At 65.2% G+C, this 25,751-nt stretch carries 25 protein-coding genes; 6 read left to right on the top strand and 19 right to left on the bottom strand.

What is annotated here, in order from left to right:
* Nucleotides 1-117 precede the first annotated feature (117 nt).
* Nucleotides 118-306 carry a hypothetical protein gene (locus tag AC07NT_RS15520; RefSeq protein ID WP_498599221.1) on the top strand — a complete coding sequence of 63 codons (189 nt, stop codon included), beginning with the start codon at nt 118-120 and terminating at the stop codon, nt 304-306.
* Between the two features lie 20 nt (nt 307-326).
* On the opposite strand, the gene AC07NT_RS15515 is transcribed toward AC07NT_RS15520, so the two are convergent.
* The 7 genes from AC07NT_RS15515 to AC07NT_RS15485 all read right to left on the bottom strand — a co-directional run bounded on the left by AC07NT_RS15515 (nt 327) and on the right by AC07NT_RS15485 (nt 8,339).
* Entirely contained in the window at nt 327-1,145 is an 819-nt protein-coding gene (locus AC07NT_RS15515) for a metal-dependent hydrolase (protein ID WP_498599222.1), read from the bottom strand.
* Nucleotides 1,146-1,292: 147 nt separating this feature from the next.
* A complete protein-coding gene (locus AC07NT_RS15510; protein ID WP_498599223.1) occupies nt 1,293-2,279 on the bottom strand; it encodes a tripartite tricarboxylate transporter substrate-binding protein in 987 nt (328 codons plus the stop codon).
* 144 nt (nt 2,280-2,423) lie between these two features.
* Nucleotides 2,424-3,779: an MmgE/PrpD family protein gene (locus AC07NT_RS15505; protein ID WP_498599224.1), complete on the bottom strand. Its 1,356-nt coding sequence runs from the start codon at nt 3,777-3,779 to the stop codon at nt 2,424-2,426.
* A 2-nt stretch (nt 3,780-3,781) separates the two neighbouring features.
* Entirely contained in the window at nt 3,782-4,960 is a 1,179-nt protein-coding gene (locus AC07NT_RS15500) for a CaiB/BaiF CoA transferase family protein (protein WP_498599225.1), read from the bottom strand.
* On the bottom strand, nt 4,960-6,117 hold the full coding sequence (locus AC07NT_RS15495) for an acyl-CoA dehydrogenase family protein (protein ID WP_498599226.1): 1,158 nt from the start codon (nt 6,115-6,117) through the stop codon (nt 4,960-4,962). The genes AC07NT_RS15500 and AC07NT_RS15495 overlap by 1 nt, the downstream gene beginning before the upstream one ends.
* Before the next feature lie 16 nt (nt 6,118-6,133).
* Nucleotides 6,134-6,985 (bottom strand): HTD2 family dehydratase, encoded by an 852-nt coding sequence (locus tag AC07NT_RS15490; RefSeq protein ID WP_498599227.1) that lies wholly within the window; start codon nt 6,983-6,985, stop codon nt 6,134-6,136.
* 82 nt (nt 6,986-7,067) lie between these two features.
* Entirely contained in the window at nt 7,068-8,339 is a 1,272-nt protein-coding gene (locus AC07NT_RS15485; RefSeq protein ID WP_498599228.1) for a GGDEF domain-containing protein, read from the bottom strand.
* A gap of 98 nt (nt 8,340-8,437) precedes the next feature.
* Between AC07NT_RS15485 and AC07NT_RS15480 the strand changes: the two genes are divergently transcribed.
* Nucleotides 8,438-9,415 (top strand): LysR family transcriptional regulator, encoded by a 978-nt coding sequence (locus AC07NT_RS15480; protein WP_498599229.1) that lies wholly within the window; start codon nt 8,438-8,440, stop codon nt 9,413-9,415.
* A 66-nt stretch (nt 9,416-9,481) separates the two neighbouring features.
* Here AC07NT_RS15480 and AC07NT_RS15475 read toward each other — a convergent pair whose 3' ends face one another.
* A complete protein-coding gene (locus tag AC07NT_RS15475) occupies nt 9,482-9,787 on the bottom strand; it encodes a PsiF family protein (RefSeq protein WP_498599230.1) in 306 nt (101 codons plus the stop codon).
* Nucleotides 9,788-9,943: 156 nt separating this feature from the next.
* Here AC07NT_RS15475 and argS point away from each other — a divergent pair, with 156 nt between their 5' ends.
* From argS to AC07NT_RS15460, 3 genes are read left to right on the top strand one after another with little or no spacing between them, the layout of a single operon-like run.
* Nucleotides 9,944-11,629, top strand: a complete 1,686-nt coding sequence (argS, locus tag AC07NT_RS15470) for an arginine--tRNA ligase (protein WP_498599231.1) — start codon at nt 9,944-9,946, stop codon at nt 11,627-11,629.
* A 51-nt stretch (nt 11,630-11,680) separates the two neighbouring features.
* Complete coding sequence (locus AC07NT_RS15465) at nt 11,681-12,274, top strand: SPOR domain-containing protein (RefSeq protein ID WP_498599232.1); 594 nt, start codon at nt 11,681-11,683, stop codon at nt 12,272-12,274.
* Between the two features lie 56 nt (nt 12,275-12,330).
* Nucleotides 12,331-12,972 carry a thiol:disulfide interchange protein DsbA/DsbL gene (locus tag AC07NT_RS15460; RefSeq protein WP_498599660.1) on the top strand — a complete coding sequence of 214 codons (642 nt, stop codon included), beginning with the start codon at nt 12,331-12,333 and terminating at the stop codon, nt 12,970-12,972.
* A gap of 69 nt (nt 12,973-13,041) precedes the next feature.
* Here AC07NT_RS15460 and AC07NT_RS15455 read toward each other — a convergent pair whose 3' ends face one another.
* From AC07NT_RS15455 to AC07NT_RS15415, 9 genes are all read right to left on the bottom strand, one after another.
* Nucleotides 13,042-14,910: a potassium transporter Kup gene (locus AC07NT_RS15455; RefSeq protein WP_498599233.1), complete on the bottom strand. Its 1,869-nt coding sequence runs from the start codon at nt 14,908-14,910 to the stop codon at nt 13,042-13,044.
* A gap of 146 nt (nt 14,911-15,056) precedes the next feature.
* Nucleotides 15,057-16,352 (bottom strand): glutamate--cysteine ligase, encoded by a 1,296-nt coding sequence (gene gshA / locus AC07NT_RS15450; RefSeq protein WP_498599234.1) that lies wholly within the window; start codon nt 16,350-16,352, stop codon nt 15,057-15,059.
* Nucleotides 16,353-16,438: 86 nt separating this feature from the next.
* On the bottom strand, nt 16,439-16,747 hold the full coding sequence (locus AC07NT_RS15445) for a c-type cytochrome (protein WP_498599235.1): 309 nt from the start codon (nt 16,745-16,747) through the stop codon (nt 16,439-16,441).
* A complete protein-coding gene (locus tag AC07NT_RS15440; protein ID WP_498599236.1) occupies nt 16,744-18,036 on the bottom strand; it encodes a glutamate-5-semialdehyde dehydrogenase in 1,293 nt (430 codons plus the stop codon). Before AC07NT_RS15440 ends, AC07NT_RS15445 begins: the two co-directional genes overlap by 4 nt.
* Before the next feature lie 4 nt (nt 18,037-18,040).
* Complete coding sequence (gene holA, locus AC07NT_RS15435) at nt 18,041-19,120, bottom strand: DNA polymerase III subunit delta (RefSeq protein ID WP_498599237.1); 1,080 nt, start codon at nt 19,118-19,120, stop codon at nt 18,041-18,043.
* Nucleotides 19,121-19,136: 16 nt separating this feature from the next.
* Nucleotides 19,137-19,640 carry an LPS-assembly lipoprotein LptE gene (locus AC07NT_RS15430; protein ID WP_498599238.1) on the bottom strand — a complete coding sequence of 168 codons (504 nt, stop codon included), beginning with the start codon at nt 19,638-19,640 and terminating at the stop codon, nt 19,137-19,139.
* 4 nt (nt 19,641-19,644) lie between these two features.
* On the bottom strand, nt 19,645-22,329 hold the full coding sequence (gene leuS, locus AC07NT_RS15425) for a leucine--tRNA ligase (RefSeq protein ID WP_498599239.1): 2,685 nt from the start codon (nt 22,327-22,329) through the stop codon (nt 19,645-19,647).
* A 16-nt stretch (nt 22,330-22,345) separates the two neighbouring features.
* On the bottom strand, nt 22,346-23,161 hold the full coding sequence (dapB, locus tag AC07NT_RS15420) for a 4-hydroxy-tetrahydrodipicolinate reductase (protein WP_498599240.1): 816 nt from the start codon (nt 23,159-23,161) through the stop codon (nt 22,346-22,348).
* A 13-nt stretch (nt 23,162-23,174) separates the two neighbouring features.
* Nucleotides 23,175-23,681, bottom strand: a complete 507-nt coding sequence (locus AC07NT_RS15415) for an outer membrane protein assembly factor BamE (RefSeq protein WP_498599241.1) — start codon at nt 23,679-23,681, stop codon at nt 23,175-23,177.
* Nucleotides 23,682-23,765: 84 nt separating this feature from the next.
* Here AC07NT_RS15415 and fur point away from each other — a divergent pair, with 84 nt between their 5' ends.
* Complete coding sequence (gene fur, locus AC07NT_RS15410; RefSeq protein ID WP_498599242.1) at nt 23,766-24,224, top strand: ferric iron uptake transcriptional regulator; 459 nt, start codon at nt 23,766-23,768, stop codon at nt 24,222-24,224.
* Nucleotides 24,225-24,249: 25 nt separating this feature from the next.
* Here the strand turns inward: fur and hprK are convergent, their stop codons facing one another.
* Nucleotides 24,250-25,197 carry an HPr(Ser) kinase/phosphatase gene (gene hprK, locus AC07NT_RS15405; RefSeq protein ID WP_498599243.1) on the bottom strand — a complete coding sequence of 316 codons (948 nt, stop codon included), beginning with the start codon at nt 25,195-25,197 and terminating at the stop codon, nt 24,250-24,252.
* 19 nt (nt 25,198-25,216) lie between these two features.
* Entirely contained in the window at nt 25,217-25,684 is a 468-nt protein-coding gene (locus AC07NT_RS15400; RefSeq protein WP_498599244.1) for a PTS sugar transporter subunit IIA, read from the bottom strand.
* Between the last annotated feature and the right edge of the window lie 67 nt (nt 25,685-25,751).

The following is a 25,751-nucleotide window of genomic DNA, read 5'->3' as shown; positions in this document are numbered from 1 at the left end:
TTACGGTTGATACGGGATACGCCTTGCCTGCCGCACGCAAGCTGCCGACAATGGAAGGCTCGTCAACGGCAAAAGCTGTCTTTGCCCTGACGCTATCTCCACCCTGCACCACACATCATGCTGCTCCGCTTCAAGATCACGCTCCTGGCCGCCTTTGTCCTCTTCACCCTGCTGGGCATGGCGGCCCCGAACATGAAGGCACTCGTCATCGGCATCATCGCCCTGCTCGTCTCGCTGGGCATAGCCATCACCAACTTCATGATCGCCGAGCACAAGGCCGAGCGCGAGCTGCATTCGTCCTTCTGAGGACGCACTCTTCAGGTATTTCAGCTTCCCACCACGGCGTAGTCACCGCGGTGGGCCTCCAGCCAGTCGCGTGATGCCTGCGCGTCGTGTTGCGCCGGGTGGAAATCCGGGCGCCTGTAGTCGCGCCAGGGACCGAAGGTGCAGCGCACCAGACCCCGTTTCCCGAAGAGAAAACCGACTGCGCTGGTCCAGGTGCGCCAGCGCCAGAGCGTGCCGTCACGCCTCAGATTGAGCAGGGTCTGGCGCAACAGATCGGCGATGAAAAACACCGTGGCCCGGCGAAACCAGGTGCGGCGCCAGGCCTCGTTGCCGCCCAGGGCCCGGTAGAGATCGAAAGCCACGTTGCGATGCTCCGACTCCTCGGCGCTGTGCCACAGCCACAGCGTGGCCAGCCGCGGGTCTTCGCTGCCGAGCCAATCCGGGTTCTTCAGAAGCCAGTCGGCAAAGATGGCCGTGAAATGCTCGTTGGCCGCGGTGATGGCCAGCGGGTGCCGCGGGTCGATGTTCTCCAGCTGCTTTAGGCGCTCCTGCGCACGCGGGCCCCAGCGGTTCTCCAGCCCCAGCTTGTCCAGGTGCTGGTTGTACAGCTCGTGCAGGCGCCGGTGGGTGGCTTCCTGCCCCACAAACCCCTGCACCTCCGCCTTGTACTGATCCTGCAAGCCGGCCGGCAGGGCTTTGTAGCCCTGGCGCACGGTATCGATGAAGAACTGTTCGCCCACCGGAAAACTCATGGACAGGGCATTGAAGAAGGCGGTGCGCAGGGGATCACCGGCACACCAGTGGCGCGCCAGGGGCGCGTCCATGTTCACGAGCAGGCGGCGAACAACAAGATCGGTCATGGGCAGAGTTGGTTAGGGATGTGCGACACGGCGGAGGCTAGATGCTGGCGAAAACAGCAGGGGCTGTCAAGGAAAGGCAGGCGTTCGCGCACCCTCAAAACAAACGCCGGGCGGACCCGGCGTTTTCATGTGCGCGCGAAATGAAGCTCAGTCGGCGAACTGGCCCGCCGCGCGGATGGCCTTGCCCCACTTGTCGACTTCGGCGATGAGCCAGGCACGCTGGCCGTCGGACGTCTGGCGTGAGGCCGGCGGGATTTCGCCGCCGAGATCGGCCATGCGGTTCACGAAGGTCGGGTCCTTGAGCGCCTCACGCAGTGCGTCGCCGAACTTCTGCACCACGGCCGCGGGCGTGCCCTTGGGCGCATAGACACCGTGCCAGACGATGACCTCGAAATCCTTGAGGCCGCCTTCGTCCAGTGTGGGCTGGTCCGGCAAAGCCTTGATGCGCTGCTTGCTGGTTACGCCATACATCTTGACGGTACCGGCCTTGATGTGCGGCACGGTGTTGGTGGTCTGGTCGCAGAGCAGGTCCACCTGGCCGCCCAGCAGCGCATTGAGCGCAGGGCCCGTGCCCTGGAAGGGCACCGTGGTCAGGTTCACACCGAGGGACTGCTGGAACAGGGTGCCGCACAGGTGCGAGACCGCGCCCAGGCCGGCATTGGCCAGATTGATCTTCTCGGCATTAGCCTTGATGTAGACGATGAGCTCGGCCAGGTTCCTGGCAGGCATGTCCTTGCGCGCGAGCATGGTCATGGGCACGTCCACCACATTGCCCACGTGCTCGAAATCGCTCACGGGGTTGTAGGCCAGCTTGCGGTACAGGGCCGGCGCGGTGGCCATGCCGTTGTGATGGATCAGGAAGGTGTAGCCATCGGCTGGGGCCTTCATCACATAGCTGGCGGCGATGGTGCCACCCGCGCCGAGCTTGTTCTCCACCACCACGCTCTGCCCCAGGGACTTGGTCATGGTGGCGGCCAGCGTGCGGGCCACGATGTCGGTGGGACCGCCGGCGGCGAAGGGGACGACAAGGGAGATCGGCTTGGCCGGGTAGGCCTGGGCCTGCGCGAAGCCGCTGCCCAGGGCCAGGGTGGAGGCCACGGCAACAGCGGTGAAGATTCTGCGTTTCAGGTTCATGGTTTGTCGTCCTCTTTCTTGGTGGATAGGAAGCTCCCTTTTCCTTCTTATGTGGCTATGCTCGTTCAGATGCCGCAGAGGGACAAGCCGGGTCATCCCTAAGGCTTGGGCCCACGGGTCCTGGGGATTTGCGGCGCCTGCGCATCAGCTCAGCAGGCGGCCCAGCGTCGGTGCATCGGCGATGGCCCAGAGCCGCGCCATGGCCGCGCGCATCTCGCCCTCGCTGGCGCCGCCGTGGTACAGGGCCAGACGCAGGGCCTTGTCTTCGAGTTCGGAGCGTGTGAGCGTGTTGCCCGGGTCGCCCTTGGGCTCGTCCACGCGGCCATACAGCACACGTCCGTCCGTGGTTTCCACACGCACCTTGCCGATCCAGCGTGAGGGATAGGCCCGGTCCACCTCCGCGTCCAGCTCCATCACGACCTTGTCGTGGAAGGCGCTGACGTCGACACGCTTGAAGCTGGTGTCGAACTCGCTGAGGCCGGCCCGACCCAGTACGGCCACCAACCCCAGCACCGTGCCCATGGAGAACTTGCTTTGGTGCACGGTCTGCGGATCGGTCACGGGGCCCAGCACGTCGAGAGCGCCCTGGTGCACGAGGGCCGTGACACGCTGGACGTCGCCCGCTTTCAAGTTGTTGGCCTGCAGCACCTGTTGCAGTGCATCGGCCGCGGGGTGGGTGTGGCGGCAGGAGGCGTGGAACTTGAAGGAGGTCTCGGCCGTGGCCCAGCGTGTACCCAGGCCATCGGTGAGCTTGCTCACGTCGGCATCACTGGACATGCCGGCGGCCAGGCCTTGCGGGCCTTCAAGGATGCGGCGCGCGCCGGTGAACCCCTTCTGCGCCAGATACGCGGCGCTCAGGCCCGCGCCGGCCGCGTGCGCAGTATGCAGTTGCTTGGAATCCGCTGCGTCACGCAGAAACTCCCACAGGCCGGCCGACTGTGTGCCCGCCGAACCGAAGGCATGGAGCATCTGCTCGGGTGTGAGCTTGAGCAGATGGCCCACGGCCGCGGCGGCGGCCAGCGTGCCGGCCGTGCCCGTGGTGTGGAAGACCTTGTAGTGCGAACGGCCCAGGAACTCCCCCACGCGTATGCCCACCTCGTAGCCCGCCACGCAGGCCGTGAGCAGTTGTTTGCCGGAATTACCCTGGGCCTGCGCCACGGCCAGCGCTGGCGGGAAGACCACGGTGGCCGGGTGGAAGACCGAACCGTTGTGCACGTCGTCCTGCTCGGCCACATGGGAGGCCGCGGCATTGGCCATGGCGGCCAGCAAGGGGCTGCTGGTGCGGCGGTGGATCAGGATTTCGCTCGGACCCTCTGCCGGACCCATGCTCTCGACGAAAGCCGCGAGGATCTCCACCGCGCGCGCGTTCTTGCCCGCCAGGCAGGAGCCGAACCAGTCGAGCAGCAGGTCTTCGGTGCGGCGGATGACGGGAGTGGGAATGGCATCGAATGCGAGCGTGGCGGCGAATTCGGCCAGCGCCTGGGTAGAGGGTGCGTTCACGTTCAGATCGCCTTGTCGTTCTTGAGTTGTGCAATGTCCTGCGCAGTGAAACCCAGTTCATGCAGGATGGCTTCACTGTGCTGGCCCACAGTGGGGATGGCGTCCATGCGCACGTGCGACCCATCGGGGGCGCCCGGCGGCAGCAGCGCGGGCACGGGGCCCACGGGTGTGCTGACCTCGGTCCAGCGCGCTCGCGCAGCCAGCTGCGGATGGGCCCAAAGATCGGCCATGGTGTTGACCTGGGCGTTGGCAATGCCGGCGTCTTCCAGGCGCGCGATCACCTGCGCTGCCGTCAGCTTGCCGAACTCGGCCTCGATGATCTGGCGCAATGGCGCACGCGCAGCAGAACGCTTGGCGTTTGCATCGAAGCGTTCATCTTTCGTCAGGGCGGGTTGCTGCAGGACTTTCTCGCAGAACACGGCCCACTCGCGCTCGTTTTGCAGGCCCAGCATCACGCTCTTGCCGTCACCGGCGGCAAAGGGCCCGTAAGGGTAGATGGTGGCGTGCGAAGCGCCGGCCCGTGGCGGCGGGCTGGCGCCGTCATAGGCGTAGTACATGGGAAAGCTCATCCACTCGGCCATGCTTTCGAGCATGGAGACGTCGATGCGCCGGCCCAGGCCGGTCTTGCCGCGCTGGATCAGCGCCGTGAGGATGTTGCTGTAGGCGTAAATGCCGGCGGCGATGTCGGCAATGGAACAGCCGGCCTTGGCGGGTTCGTCGGGGCTGCCGGTGACGGAAAGAAAACCGGCCTCGCTCTGGATGAGCAGGTCGTAGGCCTTCTTGTCGCGGTAGGGGCCGCTGTCGCCATAACCCGAGATGTCGCAGACGATGAGCCGGGGATATTTCTCGTGCAGGGCCTCGAAGGACAGGCCCATGCGCGCGGCCGCACCGGGCGCCAGGTTCTGCACCAGCACATCGGCCTGGGCCAGCAGCCGGTCCATGATCTCACCGGCCTTGTCGTGCTTGAGGTCGAGTGAAAGGCTTTCCTTGGAGCGGTTGGTCCAGGTGAAGTGCGAAGACAGGCCGTTCACGCGGCTGTCGTAGCCGCGCGCGAAATCGCCGCTGCCTGGACGCTCGACCTTGATGACACGCGCTCCCTGGTCGGCCAGCTGGCGCGAGCAGAAGGGTGCGGCGATGGCATGCTCCAGCGCAACGGCGGTGATACCGGTCAATGGTTTCATCAGAAACTCCTGGGCAGACCCAGCAGGTGCTCGGCCACGTAGGAGAAGATGAGATTGGTGGAGATGGGCGCCACCTGGTACAGGCGGGTCTCGCGGAACTTGCGCTCGATGTCGTATTCGCATGCGAAACCGAAACCGCCGTGCATCTGCAGGCAGACGTTGGCCGCCTCCCAGGAGGCTTTGGCCGCCAGGTATTTGGCCATGTTCGCCTCGGCGCCGCAGGGTTGGTGCACATCGAAGAGTTCGCAGGCTTTCCAGCGCATGAGGTTGGCGGCTTCCACTTCGATATAGCTCTCTGCGATGGGGAATTGCACGCCCTGGTTCTGGCCTGTGGGGCGACCGAAGACCACGCGGTCTTTCACGTACTTGGTCACACGGTCCACGAACCAGTAGCCGTCGCCGATGCATTCGGCGGCGATCAGCGTGCGCTCGGCGTTGAGGCCGTCGAGGATGTACTTGAAGCCCTGCCCCTCCTGACCGATCAGGTTCTCCGCGGGAATCTCGAGGTTCTCGAAGAACAGCTCATTCGTCTCATGGTTGACCATGTTCGGGATCGGTCGCACCGTCAGGCCCGACTTCTCGGCCTGGCGCAGGTCCACCATGAAGATGGACATGCCCTCGCTCTTTTTCTTCACGTCCGCCAAGGCTGTGGTGCGCGCGAGCAGGATCATGAAGTCCGAGTGCTGCACGCGCGAGATCCAGACCTTCTGCCCGTTGACGACGTAACGATCCCCCTTCTTCACGGCGGTGGTCTTGATCTTGGTGGTGTCGGTGCCCGTGCTGGGCTCGGTCACGCCCATGGACTGCAGGCGCCATTCGCCGCTGGCTATTCTGGGCAGGTAGAGCTCTTTCTGCTCTTTCGAGCCATGGCGCAGCAGTGTGCCCATGTTGTACATCTGGCCGTGGCAGGCACCGGCGTTGCCGCCGCTGCGGTTGATCTCTTCCATGACCACGGAAGCCTCGGTCAGGCCCAGGCCCGAGCCACCGTACTCCTGCGGGATCAGCGCGGCCAGCCAGCCGGCCTTCGTCAAGGCGTCGACAAATTCCTCGGGGTAGGCGCGCGCGGCGTCGATCTTGCGGTGGTATTCGTCAGGGAACTGGGCACAGAGGGCACGCACGGCGTCGCGGATATCCTGATGCTTGTCGGTCTTGTTCATATCGTATGTTCTTGGCTTATGCGATCTCGGCTGTGCCTTGCATGGTGAGCCAGCCTTCGTGGTCTCGGCCCCAGAGCGTGACGGTGTTCCCCTCGCGCTTGCCGCAGACGGTGAAGGGATGGATGTCGAAGGTGGGGCGCACAGCCTTGAAGCTGAAGCGCTTCACAGTGGCATCGGGCAAGTTGCGACGCAGCAGGTCCAGCAGCAGCGTCGCAATCAGCGGGCCGTGCACGATGAGACCGGGGTAACCTTCGACGCCCGTGACGTAACTGCGGTCGTAATGGATGCGGTGGCCGTTGAAGGTCAGCGCCGAATAGCGGAACAACAACACGGGATCGGGCACGATTTCGCGGCTGAACTGTTCGTCGCGCGGGGCCGGGGTGGGCGCAGGCTGCGGCGCACCGGGCGCGGGAGCATCGCGGTAGACGATGTCGTGCTCCTCGGCCAGGGCCAGGCCCTGCGCGTTGCTGAATTCATGGCGCACACAGACAAAAACCAGGGCGCCGCTGCGCCCCTCTTTCAGCGTCACATCCTTGATCGTCGACAGGCGCGTGACCTGCTCGCCCACCCGCAACGGGTTCAGGAAATCGAGCCGCCCACCGGCCCACATGCGCCGCGGCAGCGGCACAGGGGGCAGGAAGCCGCCGCGCCTGGCATGGCCGTCCTCGCCGATGTCGCTGTGGCGCGTGAGTGGCGTGAAGTAGAGCCAGTGCCACAGCGGCGGCAGGGCGGTACCCGGCACAGGCGCAGGGTCGTCGCGGTCCAGCGTCGCGCAGAGGGCGGCCACGGGCGTGGCGGTGAGCTGGTCGTCGCGTGTCTCGCTGCGGCCGATCCAGTCGCGCAGGTGGCTCAGGTCAGATGTGCTCATGGGCGCAGATCATGCGCCCGCCGCGCCCGCCTTGCCATTTGAATTTCCCCAAGGGTCCGTTAGGCAGCCCTTAACGCGCCGTTCAAAGGGCGCTGAACTCGGTCTGCCCCGGCTCGTAGGCCAGCACGCGGTTGCGCCCGGCGTGTTTGGCGGCGTACAGCGCCTTGTCGGCGCGCGCGGTCAGGCTGTCGGCGGTTTCGCCAGGTTCAAGGTGGGCCACGCCGATCGAGACCGTGACGCAGAAGCGCCGCCCCGATTCGTCCCTGAAGGTCAGGCCGGCGATGGCCAGGCGCAGGCGTTCGCCGGCCTCCAATGCCTGGGCGAGGCTGGTGCCGGGCAGCAGCACCATGAACTCCTCGCCGCCCCAGCGGCCAAAGAGGTCGCTGCCGCGCAGCGTCTGCTGCACCTGCGCCGCCAGGCCCCGCAGCACCTCGTCACCGGTGGCGTGGCCATGTTCGTCGTTGACACGCTTGAACAGGTCGATGTCCAGCAGCAGGATCGAGAAGTCGTCCGGCCGGCGCTCCCAGACCTTGACCTGGCGGCGCAACTCGGCTTCGATATGGCCGCGGCGGAAGGCACCGGTGAGGCCGTCATGGATGGCCAGCTCGCCGAGCTTGCGATTGCTTTCCTCCAGCTCCTGGGTACGGGTACGCAGCAGCTCGTGCATCTGCAGTTCCTGCTGGATGTTCTGGTGCAACTGGTCCAGCAGCTTGCGCTGGGTCAGGCGCGCGCGCACCCATTCGTGGGTGCGCCGGTGCTCGCCGCGGCTGCGGATCATCAGCATCCCCGCGTACACCAGGAAAGCCCAGTTGACGACGGGCAGGTCGCGGACGAAACCCGGGTAGTGCCGGTGCAGTTGCCAGAGGGTGCCCAGGACGATGACGGCCAGGAAGCTGGCATAAAGCCGGGTCTCGATACCCAGCGCACTCAGCAGAAAAGCCACGAGCGCGACGATGAAGATCAGGCGCAGATAAAAGAGCACGTCGACCTGGCCGGTGCCGATCATGGTGATGCTGCCCACCCAGACCAGGGCCAGCATCACCGACCCCAGCCACTCCAGACAGAACCACAGCCGCCCATAGACCGCCTGGGTCTGCAGACGCGCGGCCAGGAAAACATGGGCCAGCAGGACGCGAAAACTGAGCGCCACCAGGGCGCAGACGGCCCACCACAGCAACTGCTCGCGCGGCTGGGCCGACCAGTGGGACCAGACGATGAGAAAGACCGGGAAGAAGCCGACCAGAGCCGACTCCCGTGTGCGTGCGAAGAGCTCGCGCAGCATGCGCACCTGGACTGTCTCCTCCTCCAGCGGGGGCAGGCTTTCGGGATAGATCGAGACGGGCGAGGAGTCCATGGACGGACCTGCAGATGGTGGTGGATTGATTTTCCCAAAAATGAACAAATCCGTCTCGTTTTTCCTCAATTAGCGACGTGCGGCGACATAATTACCCGATGGACAAGCTCAAGCAAATGGAGTCCTTCGTCTCGGTAGCCACGCGTGGCAGCCTGACGGCGGCGGCCCATGCCGAAGGTGTGGCGCCGGCCATCATGGGACGCCGGCTTGACGCCCTGGAGGAACGCCTGGGCGTCAAGCTGCTGGTGCGCACCACCCGGCGCATCAGCCTGACCCACGAGGGGAGCGCATTCCTGGAGGATTGCCAGCGCTTGCTCACCGATGTGGCCAATGCCGAGGCCAGTGTCTCGGCCGGTGGCGTCAAGGCCAGCGGCCACCTGCGCATCACGGCACCCGCCGGTTTCGGCCGCCGCCACGTGGCCCCATTGGTGCCCCGCTTTCGCGAACTGCACGCGGACGTGACCATCTCGCTGAACCTCAGCGACCGCGTGGTGGACATTGCAGGCGAGGGGTATGACTGTGCCGTGCGCGTGGGCGACATGCCGGATTCCTCCCTGGTCAGTGTGCGCATGGCCGACAACCGGCGCCTGTGCGTGGCCACGCCCGAGTTCCTCAAACGCCACGGCACGCCCGAGCACCCGCAGGACCTGAACCGCTTTGACTGCCTGGTGCTGTCCAGCGACGCCTCGCAGACCCGCGGCTGGGCGTTTCGCGTTCCGCGTAACGCCCAAGGGCGACAAGATGGAAGCGCCCTGACGGGCGCGGCGGCTGCCAGCGACAACGACAGTGAGGTCATCCACCTGCGCCCCAACGGCCCCATGGACTGCTCAGACGGGCAGGTGCTGCATAACTGGTGCCTGGCCGGCTATGGCATCGCCTGGCGCAGCACCTGGGAGGTGGAAGAGGAAATCGCCGAGGGCCGCCTGGTGGCCGTGCTGGAGGCCTACGCCGCACCACCCAACGGCATCTATGCGGTGTTCCCGCAGCGCAAGCACCTGCCGCTGCGCGTGCGACTCTGGGTGGACTTTCTCAAGCATCACTACGGCCAGCCCGGCTTCTGGCAGACCCGCCGCTGAAGCGGTCGCCCATGAAAAACCCCCGCACAGCGAGCCGCCGGGCGGGGGTGGCGCAGGAGCAAAGGCTTACTTGGCCTTGAGACACTGGCTCATGAAAGCCTTGCGCTCGTCGCCCTTCTTGTCGCCGGCTTCCTTGTTGCAGGTACCCATCTTGTTCTGCTGGGCGGTCTGCTTGTCGCTGGCGGCGGGTTTGGCCTTGAGGCAGTTGCTCATGAAGGCCTTGCGCTCGTCGCCCTTCTTGTCGCCAGCCTCCTTGTTGCACATGCCCATCTTGTTCTGCTGGGCAGTCGGCGCCTTCTTCTCTTCGTCGGCATGGGCGACGCCCAGGCTCAGGGACAGGCCCAGGGCGAGCAGGGAAAGCAGTTTCTTCATGGTGTCTCCTCGTTGATGCGGATGGTGGTTGAACGAAATCCCGCAGGGGATTCCAGCATACAACGGCCGGGGCGGCAAATCTGCTGACAAACGGTTACCCCGGCTTGCACGATGCACCGGGGAGTGGCACAGCCCCGGTCAGTAGAATCGGGCTCCATGTTGACCGTCAAAAACGAACTGCTCCAGACCCTCGGCATCGTGCTGGAGCAATTGCTGCCCGGCGCGGGTGCACGGGCGGCCTTTGAATCCCCCAAGGTGGCCGAACACGGCGACCTGGCCACCACCGCGGCCATGCAACTGGCCAAGCCTCTGAAACAAGCCCCGCGCCAGGTGGCGGAAAGCCTGCGCAGTGCCCTGATGGCCACGCCGGCTTTCGCGACCTGGGTCGAGGCAGTGGAGATCGCCGGCCCGGGTTTCATCAACATCCGCCTCAAGCCCGCTGCCAAGCAGCAGGTGGTGCGCGAAGTGCTGTCCCAGGGCCGGCACTACGGTGAGCAGACGGCCAAAGGCCGGCGCATGATGGTCGAGTTCGTCTCGGCCAACCCCACGGGCCCCTTGCACGTAGGACACGGCCGCCAGGGCGCCCTGGGCGACGCCATCTGCAACCTCTACCAGACCCAGGGCTGGGAGGTTTGCCGCGAGTTCTATTACAACGATGCCGGCGTGCAGATCGGCACCCTGGCCAACAGCGTGCAGCTGCGCGCCAAGGGCTTCAAGCCGGGCGATGCCGAATGGCCGGAAGCCGCCTACAACGGCGACTACATCGCCGACATCGCCGCGGATTTCATGGCCAGGAAGTCGGTCAAGTCCGACGACCGCGAGTTCACGGCCAGCGGCGATGTGAACGACCTGGACGGCATGCGCCTGTTCGCTGTGGCCTACCTGCGCCACGAGCAGGACCTGGACCTGCAGGCCTTCGCGGTGAAATTCGACAACTACTACCTGGAGTCCAGTCTCTACACCAGCGGCAAGGTCGACGCCGCCGTGGAAAAACTGCGCCAGGCCGGCAAGACCTACGAGCACGACGGCGCCCTGTGGCTCAAGACCACCGAGTACGGCGACGACAAGGACCGTGTCATGCGCAAAGGCGACGGCAGCTACACCTACTTTGTGCCGGACGTGGCCTACCACATCACGAAGTTCGAACGCGGCTTCGAGCGTGTGGTCAACATCCAGGGCACGGACCACCACGGCACCATCGCGCGCGTGCGCGCCGGCCTGCAGGCCGTGGGCCTGGGCATTCCGCAGGGTTTCCCTGACTACGTGCTGCACACCATGGTGCGCGTGGTGCGCGGTGGCCAGGAGGTGAAGATCTCCAAACGCGCCGGCAGCTACGTGACCCTGCGCGACCTGATCGAGTGGACCAGCAAGGACGCGGTTCGCTTCTTTCTGCTCAGCCGCAAGCCCGACACCGAGTACACCTTCGACGTGGACCTTGCTATACAGAAGAACAACGAGAACCCGGTCTACTACGTGCAATACGCCCACGCGCGCATCTGCTCGGTGATCAACGCCTGGCGCGAGAAGGAAGGCGGCCACCGCAGCACGCTCAAGGACGCCAACCTGGCGCTGCTGGACAGCCCGGCCGCGCAGGCCCTGATGCTGCAGCTGTCCAAGTACCCCGAGATGCTCAGCGCCGCCGCGCAGGACTTTGCGCCGCACGACGTGACCTTCTACCTGCGCGAACTGGCCGCCAGCTACCACAGCTACTATGATGCCGAGCGCATCCTGGTGGAGGACGAGGCGCTCAAGCGCGCGCGACTGGCCCTGGTGGCCGCCACGGCGCAGGTGCTGCACAATGGCCTGGCGGTGCTGGGTGTGAGCGCACCGGAGAAGATGTAGCCGGTGGCGCAGCGCCACCGGGCATCCCTATTTGCGAGACAAGGTTGAGGCATGAAACAGCAACGCGGCGGAACCATCCTGGGTTTGATCATTGGTGTCGTCATCGGCCTGGGCGCGGCGCTGATCGTCGCCCTTTACGTGACCAAGACCCCGGTACCCTTCCTGAACAAGGGCCAGAACCGTACCCCGGACCAGGACGCGGCCGAGGAAAAACGCAACAAGGACTGGGACCCGAACTCCCCGCTCTACAACAAGACCAAGCCGCCGGCGCCAGCCGCCTCGGCTCCCAAACCCGCCGCCAAGCCGGCCCCGGCACCTGCGGTGAAACCGACGCCCAAGGTCGAGACCAAACCCTCGGCCGATCCCCTGGGTGATCTGGCGCGCGCCAAGGCGGGCGCCAGCGCTGACCCCTTTGCCTACTTCATCCAGGTCGGCGCTTTCCGCACCCCCGAGGATGCCGAGACCCAGCGCGCCAAACTCTCGCTGACCGGCGTGGAAGCCAAGGTGACCGAGCGTGAACAGGCGGGTCGCCAGATCTACCGCGTGCGCGTCGGCCCCTACGACAAGAAGGAAGAGGCTGAGAAGATCAAGGCGCAGATCGAGGCCGCCGGCCACGAAACCGCGCTGGTGCGCGTGCAGCGCTGAACTTTTTCCAGCCAGCCGTGTCCCACCCGGGCATTCACATGGAGCCTATGCAGATGATGAAACGTCGTGATTTCTCCCGCGCCTGTGGCGCGGCCCTGGCCGGTGCCACCGTGCTGCCCGCCCTCGCCCAGATGCGTTTTGAAGCCAGCAAGGATTACCTGCCGCTGGACAAGCCGGCCCCTGTCGAGACCCCCAGCGGCAAGATCGAGGTGGTCGAGTTCTTCTGGTACAACTGCCCGCACTGCAACGCCTTCGAACCCGCCCTCGAAGCCTGGATCAAGCGCCTGCCCAAGGACGTGGTGATCCGGCGCGTGCCGGTGGCCTTCAACAGCACCTTCCAGGGCCAGCAGCGCCTGTACTACACGCTCGAAGCCATGGGTCTGGTCGACAAGCTCCACGCCAAGGTCTTCGCCGCCATCCACGTCGAGCGCAAGCGCCTGGAACAGCCCGAAGTCATCGCCGACTGGATCGCCACACAGGGCGTGGACAAGACCAAGTTCATGGAGCAGTTCAACTCCTTCACCGTGGCCTCCAAGACCACCCGTGCCTCCCAGCTGACGGCCGCCTACAAGGTCGAAGGCGTGCCCGCCCTGGGCGTGGCCGGCCGCTTCTACACCGATGGCACGATGACGCGCAACATGGAGCGCGCCTTGCAGGTGGTGGACTATCTGGTGGGTGAGGTGCGCAAGGGGCGTTGAAAGCCCCTGCCGGCCCCAAAGAAAAAGCCCGCGCATGCGGGCTTTTTCTTTGGGCGGTACCGGCCTCTCTCAGATCTCGATCTTCGACCCCAGCTCCACCACCGCATTGTTCGGCAGGTTGAGGAACTCCGCTGCCGCGCTTGCGTTGTGGTGCATCTGCGCAAACAGCTTCTCGCGCCAGGGCGACATGCCATGGCCCATGGTGGGGATGACGATATCGCGCGACAGGAAGTAGCTGGTGGTCATGGGCTCCAGCGAACACCCCTGGCTACGGACCTGGGCCAGGGCAGCGGGCAGGTCGGGGTCGTTCTTGAAACCGTAGTGCACGGTAACCTGCCAGCAGTCGTGCCCCAGAGGCTCGATCTCGATGCGCTTGTCCATGCCGATCCAGGGCACCTCGTGGTTGCGCACGGTGACGAAGAGGTTGTTCTCGTGCAGCACCTTGTTGTGCTTGAGGTTGTGCAGCAGTGCATTGGGCACGCTACCGGTGTCCGCGGTCAGGAACACGGCCGTGCCCTCCACGCGCACCGGCGGGCTGACGAAAACGGCCTCCAGGAAACCGGGCAGGTCCAGCGCTTCCTGGCGCAACGCGGCGTTGAGCTGGGCCCGACCCTGCTTCCAGGTGGTCATGAGCATGAAGACGGCGCCACCGATGGCCAGGGGGAACCAGCCCCCGTGGTGCAGCTTCATGAGGTTGGAGCTGAAGAAGGCCAAGTCCACCACGAAGAAGAAGCCGGTGGCCGCGATGCACAGCGGCAAAGGATACTTCCAGCCGTAGCGCACGACAAAAAAGGTCAGCACGGTGGTGATCAGCATGTCCAGCGTGACAGCGATGCCATAGGCTGCGGCCAGGTTGCTGGAGGAGCGGAACATCAGCACCGCCAGCACGATGGCCACGAACAGGCCCCAGTTCACGAAGGGCATGTAGATCTGGCCTGTGTCCTTGACACTCGTGTGCTGGACCTGCAGGCGTGGCAGGTAGCCCAGCTGGATCACCTGCTTGGTCACGCTGAAGGCGCCCGAGATCAGGGCCTGCGAGGCGATCACCGTGGCCATGGTGGCCAGACCGACCATGGGCAGCAGCAGCCAGTCGGGCGTCATCATGAAGAAGGGGTTCTTCACGGCTTCGGGGTTGCTCAGCAGCAGCGCACCCTGACCGAAGTAGTTGAGGGTGAGCGCGGGCATGACCACCGAGAACCAGGCCAGGCGGATCGGCCGTTTGCCGAAGTGGCCCATGTCGGCGTACAGGGCCTCGCCACCGGTCACGCACAGCACCACGGCACCGAGGATGATGAAGGTGGTTCCAGGGTTGTTCCACATGAAGCCCAGCGCATGGTGCGGGCTCAGCGCCCACAAGATGGCGGGGTTGCTGGCGATGTGCGCCAGGCCCAGCAGGGCGATGACCGCGAACCAGACCAGGGTGATGGGGCCGAAGAACTTGCCGATGCCGGCAGTGCCGCGCTTTTGCACGGCGAACAAGCCGAAGAGGATCACCAGGGTAAGCGGTATCACCGCACTCTTGAAAGCCGGCGACACCACCTCCAGGCCTTCCACCGCCGACAGCACCGAGATGGCCGGCGTGATGACACCGTCGCCATAGAACAGGCAGGTACCGAAGATGCCCACCAGCAGCAAGGCACGGCGCAGCCGGGGTTTGTCTTTGACCGACTGCGACGCCAGGGCCAGCATGGCCACCAGGCCGCCTTCGCCATTGTTGTCGGCACGCAGCACCAGCGTGACGTACTTGAGCGAGACAATGACCGTCAGCGTCCAGAAGAAGATCGAGAGGATGCCGTAGATATTGGCCGTGGTGAAGGGCACATGTCCGGAGCCGAACACCTCCTTGACCGCGTACAGCACGCTGGTACCGATATCACCGTAGACAACACCGATAGCACCCAGGGTCAGGGCGGCGAGCGAGGATTTGGATGCGGACACGACGGGGCCCCGTCTTCACGGGCGGGGTTCTTGGAATGCAGATGCGCTATTGTGCTCCGCCTGCCTCCATGCACCAAACGAAGGCAGTCCTCGCCCCTGCCGGCGGCCCGGATTGTTGCAGCGCAGCAACTCAGGCCGGTTCCGGTCTATTCGTAGACCTCGGCCTCGGGATTGGTCGCTTCCAGCTCGTAACTGGCCGCCAGCATGGCCAGGCGGCCGATCACCCCGTACATGTAGAAGCGGTTGGGGGCGCTGGCGCCGGGCTTGGCGCCGGGCTGGGGCAGGTGGGTGCTCTGGTCAAAAGCCAGGGGCACGAAGCTGGAGCCCGGGGCGTTGAGGTTTTCGTCCACACCGCGCTCGGCGTGGATACGGTAGAAACCGCCCACGACATAACGGTCCATCATGTAGACCACGGGCTCGGCCACGGCGTCATGCATGCGTTCATTGGTCAGCACGCCTTCCTGGATGATGACCTCGTTGACTTCCTGGCCATCCTTGATCACGCTCATCTTGTTGCGCGTGCGGCGGTTCAAGTCTTCCAGTTCCTTGACGTCACGCACCGTCATGATGCCCATGCCATAGGTGCCATTGTCGGCCTTGACGACGACAAAAGGCTTTTCCTTGATGCCGTATTCCTTGTACTTGCGACGGATCTTGGTCAGCAGGGCGTCCACATTGCTGGTCAGGCATTCCATGCCGCTGCTCTCGGCGAAGTTGACCTCGCCGCAGCGGTTGAACATGGGATTGATCAACCAGGGGTCGATGCCCAGCAGCTTGCCGAAACGCTTGGACACGTCCTCGTAACTCTGGAAGTGCTTGCTCTTGCGCCGCACGGACCAGCCCGCGTGCAGCGGCGGCAACAGATACTGCTCATGCAGATCCTCCAGGATGCCGGGGATGCCGGCCGAGAGGTCGTTGTTGAGCAGGATGGTGCAGGGGTCGAAGTCCTTCAACCCAAGGCGGGTCTTGTTGCGAATCACCGGCTCCAGCGTCACGACCTCGCCACCGGGCAGCTCGATGGTGGTGTTCTTCTTGATCTCGGGGCTGATGGAGCCGATGCGCACGTTCAGGCCGGCCATGTGGAAGATGCGCCGCAGCTGCGCCACATTGCTCAGGTAGAAGGTGTTGCGCGTGTGGTTCTCGGGGATCAGCAGCAGATTGCGCGCCTCGGGGCAGATCTTCTCGATCGCGGCCATCGCGGCCTGCACGGCCAGCGGCAGCATCTCGGGCGTAAGGTTGTTCCAGCCGCCCGGGTAGAGATTGGTGTCCACCGGCGCGAGCTTGAAGCCGGCGTTGCGGATGTCCACCGAACTGTAGAAAGGCGGCGTGTGCTCCATCCACTCCAGGCGGAACCAGCGCTCGATGGCCGGCATGGAATCGAGGATGCGCTGTTCGAGTTCGTTGATGGGACCGGTCAGGGCCGTGATGAGATGGGGAACCATGCAGTCCTCGCGATTGTTGTTGCGGCAATTCTAGGACGTGAGGGCAGCCCGGCACGATTCAAGCCGGCCGGGCGAGCCGGATGGGCCTATTTCCCGCCTTCGAACAGCCAGTGCACGAGCTGGCGGGCGGTTTGCGGGCTGAGACGCTCATGCACAGGAATGTGCTGGAGGAGCTCGCCCTTGCGCAATTCGTCCACCACATGCTCCTCGGCCCCGGCCTGACCCTGGCGCCGGGTGAATTTGGCCGCAAGCCTTTCGAAGCTGGGCGCATCGGCGCGTGTCGGCTGGCCATGGCAGTTGTAGCAGCCCATCTCGACAGCCAACGAGGAACTGGCGTGGCAGGCCAGCGGCAGCACGAGGCCCAGCAGCCCGATGGCGATCCAGCGCAGACTCAAGACCGGACCTCACCCTCGCCCAGCACCACGTACTTGAGCGAGGTCAGGCCTTCCAGGCCCACCGGGCCACGCGCGTGGAACTTGTCGGTGCTGATACCGATCTCGGCGCCCAGGCCGTATTCGAAGCCGTCGGCGAAACGCGTACTGGCATTGACCATCACGCTGCCCGAATCCACCTCGCGCAGGAAGGCCTGGGCGTGCATGTGGTCGCGCGTGAGGATGGCGTCGGTGTGGTGGCTGCCGTAGTGGTTGATGTGGGCGATGGCCTCGTCCAGGCCCGCCACCACCTTGACGCTGATGATGGGCGCGAGGTACTCCTCGTACCAGTCCTGCTCGGTCGCCACCTTCAGGTTGGCACCCGGAATGCCCTCCAGGATGGCCCAGGCCTCGGGATCGCAACGCATCTCCACACCCTTGGCAGCGAAGACCGCACCGATGCGCGGCAGAAACTCGGTTGCCACGCCGCGTGCCACCAGCAGGCCCTCGCTGGCATTGCAGGGGCTGTACTTGTTGGTCTTGGCGTTGTCGGCCACCTTGACGGCCATGTCGATATCGCAGGGGTCGTCGACATAGGTGTGGCAGTTGCCGTCCAGGTGCTTGATCACGGGCACCTTGGCTTCACGGCTGATGCGCTCGATCAGGGACTTGCCGCCGCGCGGGATGATCACGTCCACATACTGCGGCATGGTGATGAGCTGGCCCACGATTTCGCGGTCCGTGGTCTGCACCAGTTGCACGGCTTCGGCTGGCAGGCCCGATTCGGTCAGCGCCTGTTGCACGAGTTTGGCCAGGGCCTTGTTCGACTCGATGGCTTCCGAGCCGCCGCGCAGGATGCAGGCGTTGCCGCTCTTGATGGACAGGCTGGCCGCCTCGATGGTCACATTGGGCCGGCTCTCGAAGATCATGCCGAAGACACCGATGGGCACACGCATCTGGCCCACGCGGATGCCGCTGGGCTGCTGTTTCATGCCGATGATCTCGCCGATGATGTCGCCCATGGCGGCGAGTTGCTCGCAGCCCAAGGCCACGGTCTCGATGACCTTGGGAGTCAGGCGCAGACGATCCACCAGGGGCTCGGCCAGGCCGGCCGCCTTGGCACGGGCGAGATCTTTTTCATTCTCCTGCGCCAGCGCAGCGGTATTGGCCCGCAGCAGCCCGGCCAGTCGGCGCAGGGCGGCGTTCTTCTGGGCGGTACCCGCCTTGGCCATCAGGGCCGCAGCGGCGCGCGCCTGCCGGCCCAGGGTCTGGGTGGTTTCGGCGATGCGGGCGGCGGAATCGGGCGCGTTCATGAGCTCATTTTCTCACGGTCGCGCTTTTCGCGGGGACTGCGCTGCAGAGCCCGCACAGCTGCAAGGCCAAGCGCTGCAGGGCCTGCCAGCCGTCCGCGGGCCAGTCCGGCAGCTTCAGCCCCTTGACGATGCCGTCCACCTGGTGCGCGGCCTGCAACAGATTGGCCAGATCGATCGGACTCAGCAGGGGCAGGACGCGCTCGTAAAGGCGCTCCTTGAGGCCCCAGACGCGCTGTTCGCGCAGGGCCATGGGCAGGGGCCGCCCGGCGGCCATGCTGTCCTTGACGCGCTTGAGGGCCCGGATGTCCTCGCTCAGCGCGTAGTGCACCAGCACTTCGGCTTCGCCCTCGGCCTTGAGGCCGTCCAGCATGCGCTGCACGCGTGCCGCCTGCCCGGCCAACACGGCTTCAGAAAGCTTGAAGACGTCGTAACGCGCCACATTGAGCACCGCGCCCTCGATCTGCTCGAAGCTCAGCTCGCCCTGCGGATAGAGCAGGCCCAGCTTCTGGATTTCCTGGTGGGCGGCCAGCAGATTGCCCTCCACCCGGTCGGCGAAGAACTGCAAGGTGCGTTGTCCCTCCTCGCCCCCGACCACGCGCTGGCCCTGGGTGCCCAGACGCTGGGCGATCCACTGCGGCAGAGCGCGCCGTTCGATGGGCTCGACCTGCACCGTCACACCAAAGCTCTCCAGCGCGCCGAACCAGGCCCCCGTCTTGGTGGCCTTGTCCAGGCGCGGCAACAGGACGATGGTGAGCGTGCTGTCGTTGCCCTGGGCCGCTTCGGCCAGCTGCTGCAGGGCGACGCTGCCGTCCTTGCCAGGCTTGCCCGAAGGGATGCGGATCTCGACGATCTGCTTGTCGGCGAAAAGGCTCAGCGAACCGCCGGCGGCCAGCACCTCGCTCCAGTCGAAATGCGCTCCGGCCACGGTGTGCACCGTGCGTTCGGTATAGCCCTGGGTGCGCGCCACGGCGCGGATGGCGTCGGCCACTTCCTGCTGCAGCAGCGGCTCGTCGCCGTGCACGGTGTACAGACTCTTGAGCCCCCGCTGCAGCTGGGCCTGGATCTGGGCGGCGGCAACTTGCATGGTGGTCAGGCGACGCTCAGAGCTGCTTCACAGCCGCCAGGCGGCGCAGGATCTGCTGCACCATGTCACTCTGCATATTGCGATAAAGCATGGTTTCCTCGACCTCTTTGGCCAGGGCATAGGCTTCGTCGTAGCTGAGCGAACGTTGCTGCACCAGCTCGGTCTCGGGGATGAGCTCCTTGCCCAGAGGCGTGCGCAGGCGGAACTTGAGGATGAGGCGCAGCTGGAACTCGCGCACCTGGCCGGTGGCGCTGACGCCGACCACGGTCTTGACCCGCTGCTCCGACATGATGTCGAGCACCGCCTGCGCCTCCTGCTGGCGCTCGGGCTCGGTGATGTACTTCAACTCGCCGCTGGATTGCAGCTGGCGCTTGAGCTCAACGCCCAGTGGCGAGTTCGGCGCCACGCTGCTGTACAGCGAAGAGAAGGCGAAACTGACCGGCTGACGCAGCCCGAAGCCGCAGCCTGTCAGCGCCAGCAGGAGCGCGCACAGAAGACAGGCAAAGAGGCGCCGTTGCATGGGGTCAGACGACCACGTTCACCAGCCGGCCCGGCACCACGATGACGCGCTTGATCGCCGCGCCCTGGGCCTGCACCGGCTCGCTGGCCACGGCAATGGCCTCGATGGCTTCCTTCGACGCGCCGGCCGGCACCAGGATGGCGCCGCGCAGCTTGCCGTTGATCTGCAGCATGAGCTCGACCTCGTCCTGCTGCAGGGCGGACTCGTCCACCTGGGGCCAGGGCGCATCGAGCAGCTCACCCAGCACACCGGCATATCCCAGCTCGCTCCACAGCACATGGGTGATGTGGGGCGTGGCCGGGTAGATGCAACGCAGCAGGATGCCGAAACCTTCGATCAGCGCGACCTCGGCACCCGGCGTGCCGGTCGCCTTGAAGTCTTCCAACGCATTGAGCAGTTTCATGGCCCCGGAGACCACGGTGTTGTACTGCATGCGCTGGTAGTCGTAATCCACCTGCTTGAGCACACTGTGGATCTCCAGGCGCAAGGCCTTGGCTTCCTTGCCGAAGCTGACGTCCTTGAGCTTCTTCGCGCCGGCCACGCTGGCCAACGCTGCCGCCTGGTCCATGGCAGAGAGCTTGACGCCGAAGTTCCAGACCCGGCGCAGGAAGCGGTAGCTGCCCTCCACCGCCGCGTCGTTCCACTCCAGCGTGGCCTCGGGCGGCGCGGTGAACATGGTGTACAGGCGCGCGGTGTCCGCGCCGTATTTCTCGATCAGGTCCTGCGGGTCCACACCGTTGTTCTTGGATTTGGACATGGTGCCCACACCCTCGTAGTCGATGGCCGTGCCCACAGGCAAACCACCAACCGCGTTCTTCAACTTGGCGCCCACGATCTTGCCGCCTTCATCGAGCACATGCTCCACGTCGTGCGGCCAGTAGTACTCTTTGCCGCCCTTGTCGGTGCGGCGCGAGTAGATGTGGTTGAGCACCATGCCCTGTGTGAGCAGCTTGGTGAAGGGCTCATCGACCTTCACCAGACCCAGGTCGCGCATGACCTTGGTCCAGAAGCGCGCGTACAGCAGGTGCAGGATGGCGTGTTCGATGCCGCCGATGTACTGGTCCATCGGCATCCAGTACTGCGCACCCGCATCGACCATCTTGCTGTCGTTCTTGGGGTCGCAATAGCGCATGTAGTACCAGGACGAATCCACGAAGGTGTCCATGGTGTCGGTCTCGCGCCGGGCGGGTTTGCCGCAGCAGGGGCAATTGACCTTGAGGAAGGCCTCGCACTTGTTGAGCGGGTTGCCGCTGCCATCGGGTACCAGATCCTGCGGCAGCACCACGGGCAGATCTTTTTCCGGCACCGGCACCGCACCACAGGCCTCGCAGTGGATGATGGGGATGGGCGTGCCCCAGTAGCGCTGGCGGCTGACGCCCCAGTCACGCAGGCGCCAGGTGGTCTTCTTCTCGCCCAGGCCCCTCACCTGCAGGGCATGGGCCACGGCGTTCACGGCTTCGACATAGGACAGGCCGCTGAAGGTATCGGAGTTGACGGTCACACCCCGGCTCTTGTCGCCATACCAGTCGTGCCACTGCTTGTAGTCGTAGTGCTCGCCATCAACGTGCACCACCTGGCGGATCGGCAGCTGATACTTCAGCGCGAAGGCAAAGTCACGCTCGTCGTGCGCCGGCACCCCCATGACAGCGCCGTCGCCATAGCTCATCAGCACGTAGTTGCCGACCCAGACCTCGACCGGCGCATCGATCAGCGGGTGCTTCACGAACAGGCCGGTGGGCATGCCCTCCTTGTCCCGCAGCGCGAGTTCGGCCTCGGTGGTACCGCCCTTCTTGCAATCTTCGATGAAGGTTGCCAGCTTGGGATTCGAGTGCGCGGCATGCTGGGCCAGCGGGTGCTCGGGCGCCACGGCGCAGAAGGTCACGCCCATGATGGTGTCGGCGCGCGTGGTGAAGACGTACATGCGACCGTCGCCGATCAGCTGGCCGTCAGCACCCTTGATATCGTGCGTGAAGGCAAAGCGCACGCCCTCGCTGCGACCGATCCAGTTCTCCTGCATCAGGCGCACACGCTCGGGCCAACCGTTGAGCGTGGCCTTGTCGTTGCCCAGCTGCACGTGGTCCAGCAACTCCTGCGCGTAGTCGGTGATCTTCAGGTAATAACCAGGGATCTCGCGTTTTTCCACCAGCGCGCCGGTACGCCAGCCGCGGCCGTCGATGACCTGCTCATTGGCCAGCACGGTCTGGTCCACCGGATCCCAGTTCACCACCTGGGTCTTGCGGTAGGCGATGCCCTTCTCGAGCATTTTCAGAAACAGCCACTGGTTCCACTTGTAATAACTGGGGTCGCAGGTGGCGACCTCGCGGCTCCAGTCTATGGCCAGGCCCATGGCCTGCATCTGCCCCTTCATGTAGGCGATGTTTTCGTAAGTCCACTTGGCCGGGGGGACGCCGTTCTTGAGCGCTGCGTTCTCGGCCGGCAGGCCGAAGGCGTCCCAGCCCATGGGCATGAGGACGTTGTAGCCGTTCATGCGCAGCTGGCGCGTGAGCATGTCGTTGATGGTGTAGTTGCGCACATGGCCCATGTGCAGCTTGCCGCTGGGGTAAGGCAGCATGGAGCAGGCGTAGAACTTCTTCTTGCCCGCTTCTTCCGTGACGCGGTAGGCATCACGTGCCACCCAGTGGCTGTGGGCGGTTTTCTCGACGTCGAGATGTTGGTACTTGTCTTGCATGGCGGTCGGCACAGGATTACTTGAGTCCGAGCACGTCGAACATGTCGTACAGGCCGCTCTTGCGGCCGGCCAGGAAACGCGCGGCGCGCAGGCTGCCCTGGGCATAGGTCACACGGCTGGCGGACTTGTGCGTGATCTCGATGCGCTCGCCGGTGCCGGCGAAGAGCACGGTGTGGTCACCCACGATATCGCCCCCACGGATGGTGGCAAAACCGATCGAGGAAGGGTCGCGCTCGCCGGTGTGGCCGTAACGCTCGTAGACGGCGCAGTCCTTGAGGTCGCGGCCCAGCGCATCGGCGATGACCTCGCCCATCTTGAGCGCCGTGCCTGAGGGCGCGTCGACCTTGTGGCGGTGATGCGCCTCGATGATCTCGATGTCATACCCCGTGGACAGGGCCTTGGCCGCCATCTCCAGCAGCTTGAGCGTGACGTTGACGCCCACGCTCATGTTCGGCGACAGCATGATGGCGATGTCTTTCGCCGCAGCCGTGATCTCGCCCTTTTGCGCCTCGGTAAAGCCGGTCGTGCCGATCACCATGGCCACGCCCAGTTCACGGCAGACCCGGAGGTGCGCCATGGTGCCCTCGGGACGCGTGAAGTCGATCAGGGTGCGGGCGTTCTGCAGGCCGGCCTTGAGGTCGGCCGTGATGGCCACGCCGCTGGCGTGGCCCAGGAAAGCGGTGGCATCGCTGCCGATGGCCGGGCTGCCCGCCACGTCCAGGGCGCCGGCGAGCCGGCAGTCCCCGGCAGCGTGCACGGTTTCGATCAGCATGCGGCCCATGCGACCGGAGGCGCCGGCGATAGCGATGGGGTGATGTGTCTGTGCAGTCATGGTGTGAACGATCTCAGCGGATGGCCGGTTCCAGCGGCGGGTAGCTGGCGGGCAGGGGCGGCAAGGGAGCCGGCTCGGGCTTGGGAGCCGGGGTCGGGAACTCCTGCAGCTTCTCGGGCGTGGCCTCCAGCAAGGGCACCTTGGGCGCTTCCTGGCGGCCCAGGGTGGACACGAACTCGGTCTCGCTGGGCAGAGCGTCCGCCTCGAAGCGTTCGAGCACATCTGCCTTGAAATAGATGGTCACGCGCCGGGCCTGCGGCTCGGTGTTCTGACGCTGGAGGGTGAAGACGTAGTCCCAGCGGTCGGCGTGGAACACACTGGCCAGCAGCGGGGTACCCAGGATGTCGCGCACCTGGATACGGCTCATGCCGGGGCGCAGGACGGCTACCTGCTCGCGCGTGACCACATTGCCCTGGACCACCGGGACACGGTAGGGCTCCAGGTAACTACAGGCCGAGAGGGTGGCGCCCAAGAGCAGGGCCAGCCCCAGACGGCCGAGGGCACGATGGAAAATGAACATGAAACTGGCGCTAGCGATATGATCGGCCCATTGTAGCGGCAGGGCTCGCCGCCACGCGGCCCTGCACCCCCTGGAAACACGCCTATGAACACCATCGACGAACTCAAGAGCACCGGCCTGAAAGCCACGCTGCCCCGCCTGAAGGTGCTGGAGATTTTCCAGAAGGGCGCTCAGCGCCATATGAGCGCCGAGGACGTATTCCGCGTGCTGCTGGAAGACCGCTCCGACGTGGGCTTGGCCACGGTCTACCGGGTGCTGACCCAGTTCGAGCAGGCAGGCATCCTGACGCGCAGCAATTTCGAGGGCGGCAAGGCCGTCTACGAACTCAACGAGGGCCAGCACCACGACCACCTGGTCTGCCTGGATTGCGGCAAGGTCGAGGAATTCTTTGACGCCGAGATCGAGAACCGGCAGAACGCCGTGGCCAAGACCCGCGGTTTTGCGCTGGCCGAGCATGCGCTGAGCCTCTACGCCCACTGCACCAAGGACAAATGCCCGAACCGCAGCAGCGGCGGACGGGGCGGCCACACTCCCGGCCATTGAGCCTGCCGGGCTGCGCAGGCCCGCCTCAGCTCTCGCCCATCGCCTTGCGGTGGCGCTCCACGAATTCCTGGTAGGTGTCGATGCCGCGCAGCTGCAGAATGGTGTTGCGCACCGCGGCCTCCACCAGCACGGCCAGGTTGCGACCGGCCACCACCTGGATCACCGCCTTGCGCACCGGTATGCCCAGCACATCCTGCGTGAGCGGCTCATAGGGAATGCGCTCGTAGTCGCGCTCCAGCGTCTCGCGGCGCACCAGGTGCACGATGAGCTTGAGGCGCATCTTGCGGCGCACGGCCGTCTCGCCAAAGATCGCCCGGATGTCGAGCAGACCGATGCCGCGCACCTCCAGCAGGTTGCGCAGCAGCTCCGGGCAGCGCCCTTCGATGGTGTCCTGGTTCACGCGGTAGAGGTCCACCGCGTCGTCGGCCACGAGACCATGGCCGCGCGAAATCAGCTCCAGCCCCAACTCGCTCTTGCCCAGGCCCGATTCGCCGGTGATCAGCACGCCCAGGCCCAGGATGTCCATGAGCACGCCGTGCATGGAGGCACGGTCTGCAAAGTGGCGCGAGAGGTAGCTGCGCAGCACGTCGATGACATAGGCCGAGGACTCGGGCGACGAGAACATCGGGATATTGGCACCCTCGCACATGGCCAGCAACGCTGGCGGCACCTGCTGGTTATCGGCCAGCACCAGCACCGGCGGCTCCAGCGTGGTGATGCGCGAGATGCGGCGCTCGCAGTCTTCCGGCGTGGCATTGGTGAGGTAGGCCACTTCGCGCTCGCCCAGAACCTGCAGGCGGTAAGGATGGATGTAGTTCAGGTGGCCCACCAGGTCGGCGCCGGAGTTGGCGGCGCGCACGGCCACCTCGTCGAAGCGGCGTTCCGAAGCCCCCAGGCCTGCGACCCACTCCCATTTGAGCTTGGCGCGGAACTCCTCGAAAAGGACTTCAGCGCTGACGACGGTGGGTCTCATGTCGGGCGGACGGCCGGGCTCAGGCCGGCTGGGCCGAACGCCAACTGGCGATCAGGCCGTGCAGTTCGGCAGCGCTGGCACTGCTGTTGAGCTTGGCGCGCAGGGCGGCGTCGCTCAGTAGCTCGGCGATCTCGGACAGGATTTCCAGGTGCTTCTGGGTCGCGGCCTCGGGCACCAGCAGAAAGATCAGCAGACTCACCGGCAGTTCGTCTGGCGCGTCGAAACCGATGGGCTGGGCCAGTTGCAGCACGGCGGCCATGGGCGCTTTCAGGCCCTTGATGCGTCCGTGGGGGATGGCCACCGCGTGGCCCAGGCCGGTGGAGCCCAGGCGCTCGCGCGCAAACAGGCTGTCAGTCACCAGGGCGCGGTTGAGACCGTGCAGGTTCTCGAACAGCAGGCCCACTTCCTCGAAAGCACGTTTTTTACTCGTGGCATCGACATGCACAAGCACTTGTGCGGTCGGCAGGATGGACGCAAGACGATTCATGATGTTCGAGTGGGCAGATTATGCACACAAAACGTCCCGCCTATACGCCCCGCTGACGCCAGCGGGC

Source organism: Hylemonella sp. GW821-FHT10B10 (assembly GCF_059415585.1).
Note: the sequence above shows the minus strand (reverse complement) of the source record. Positions and strands in the feature narration are given on the sequence as shown.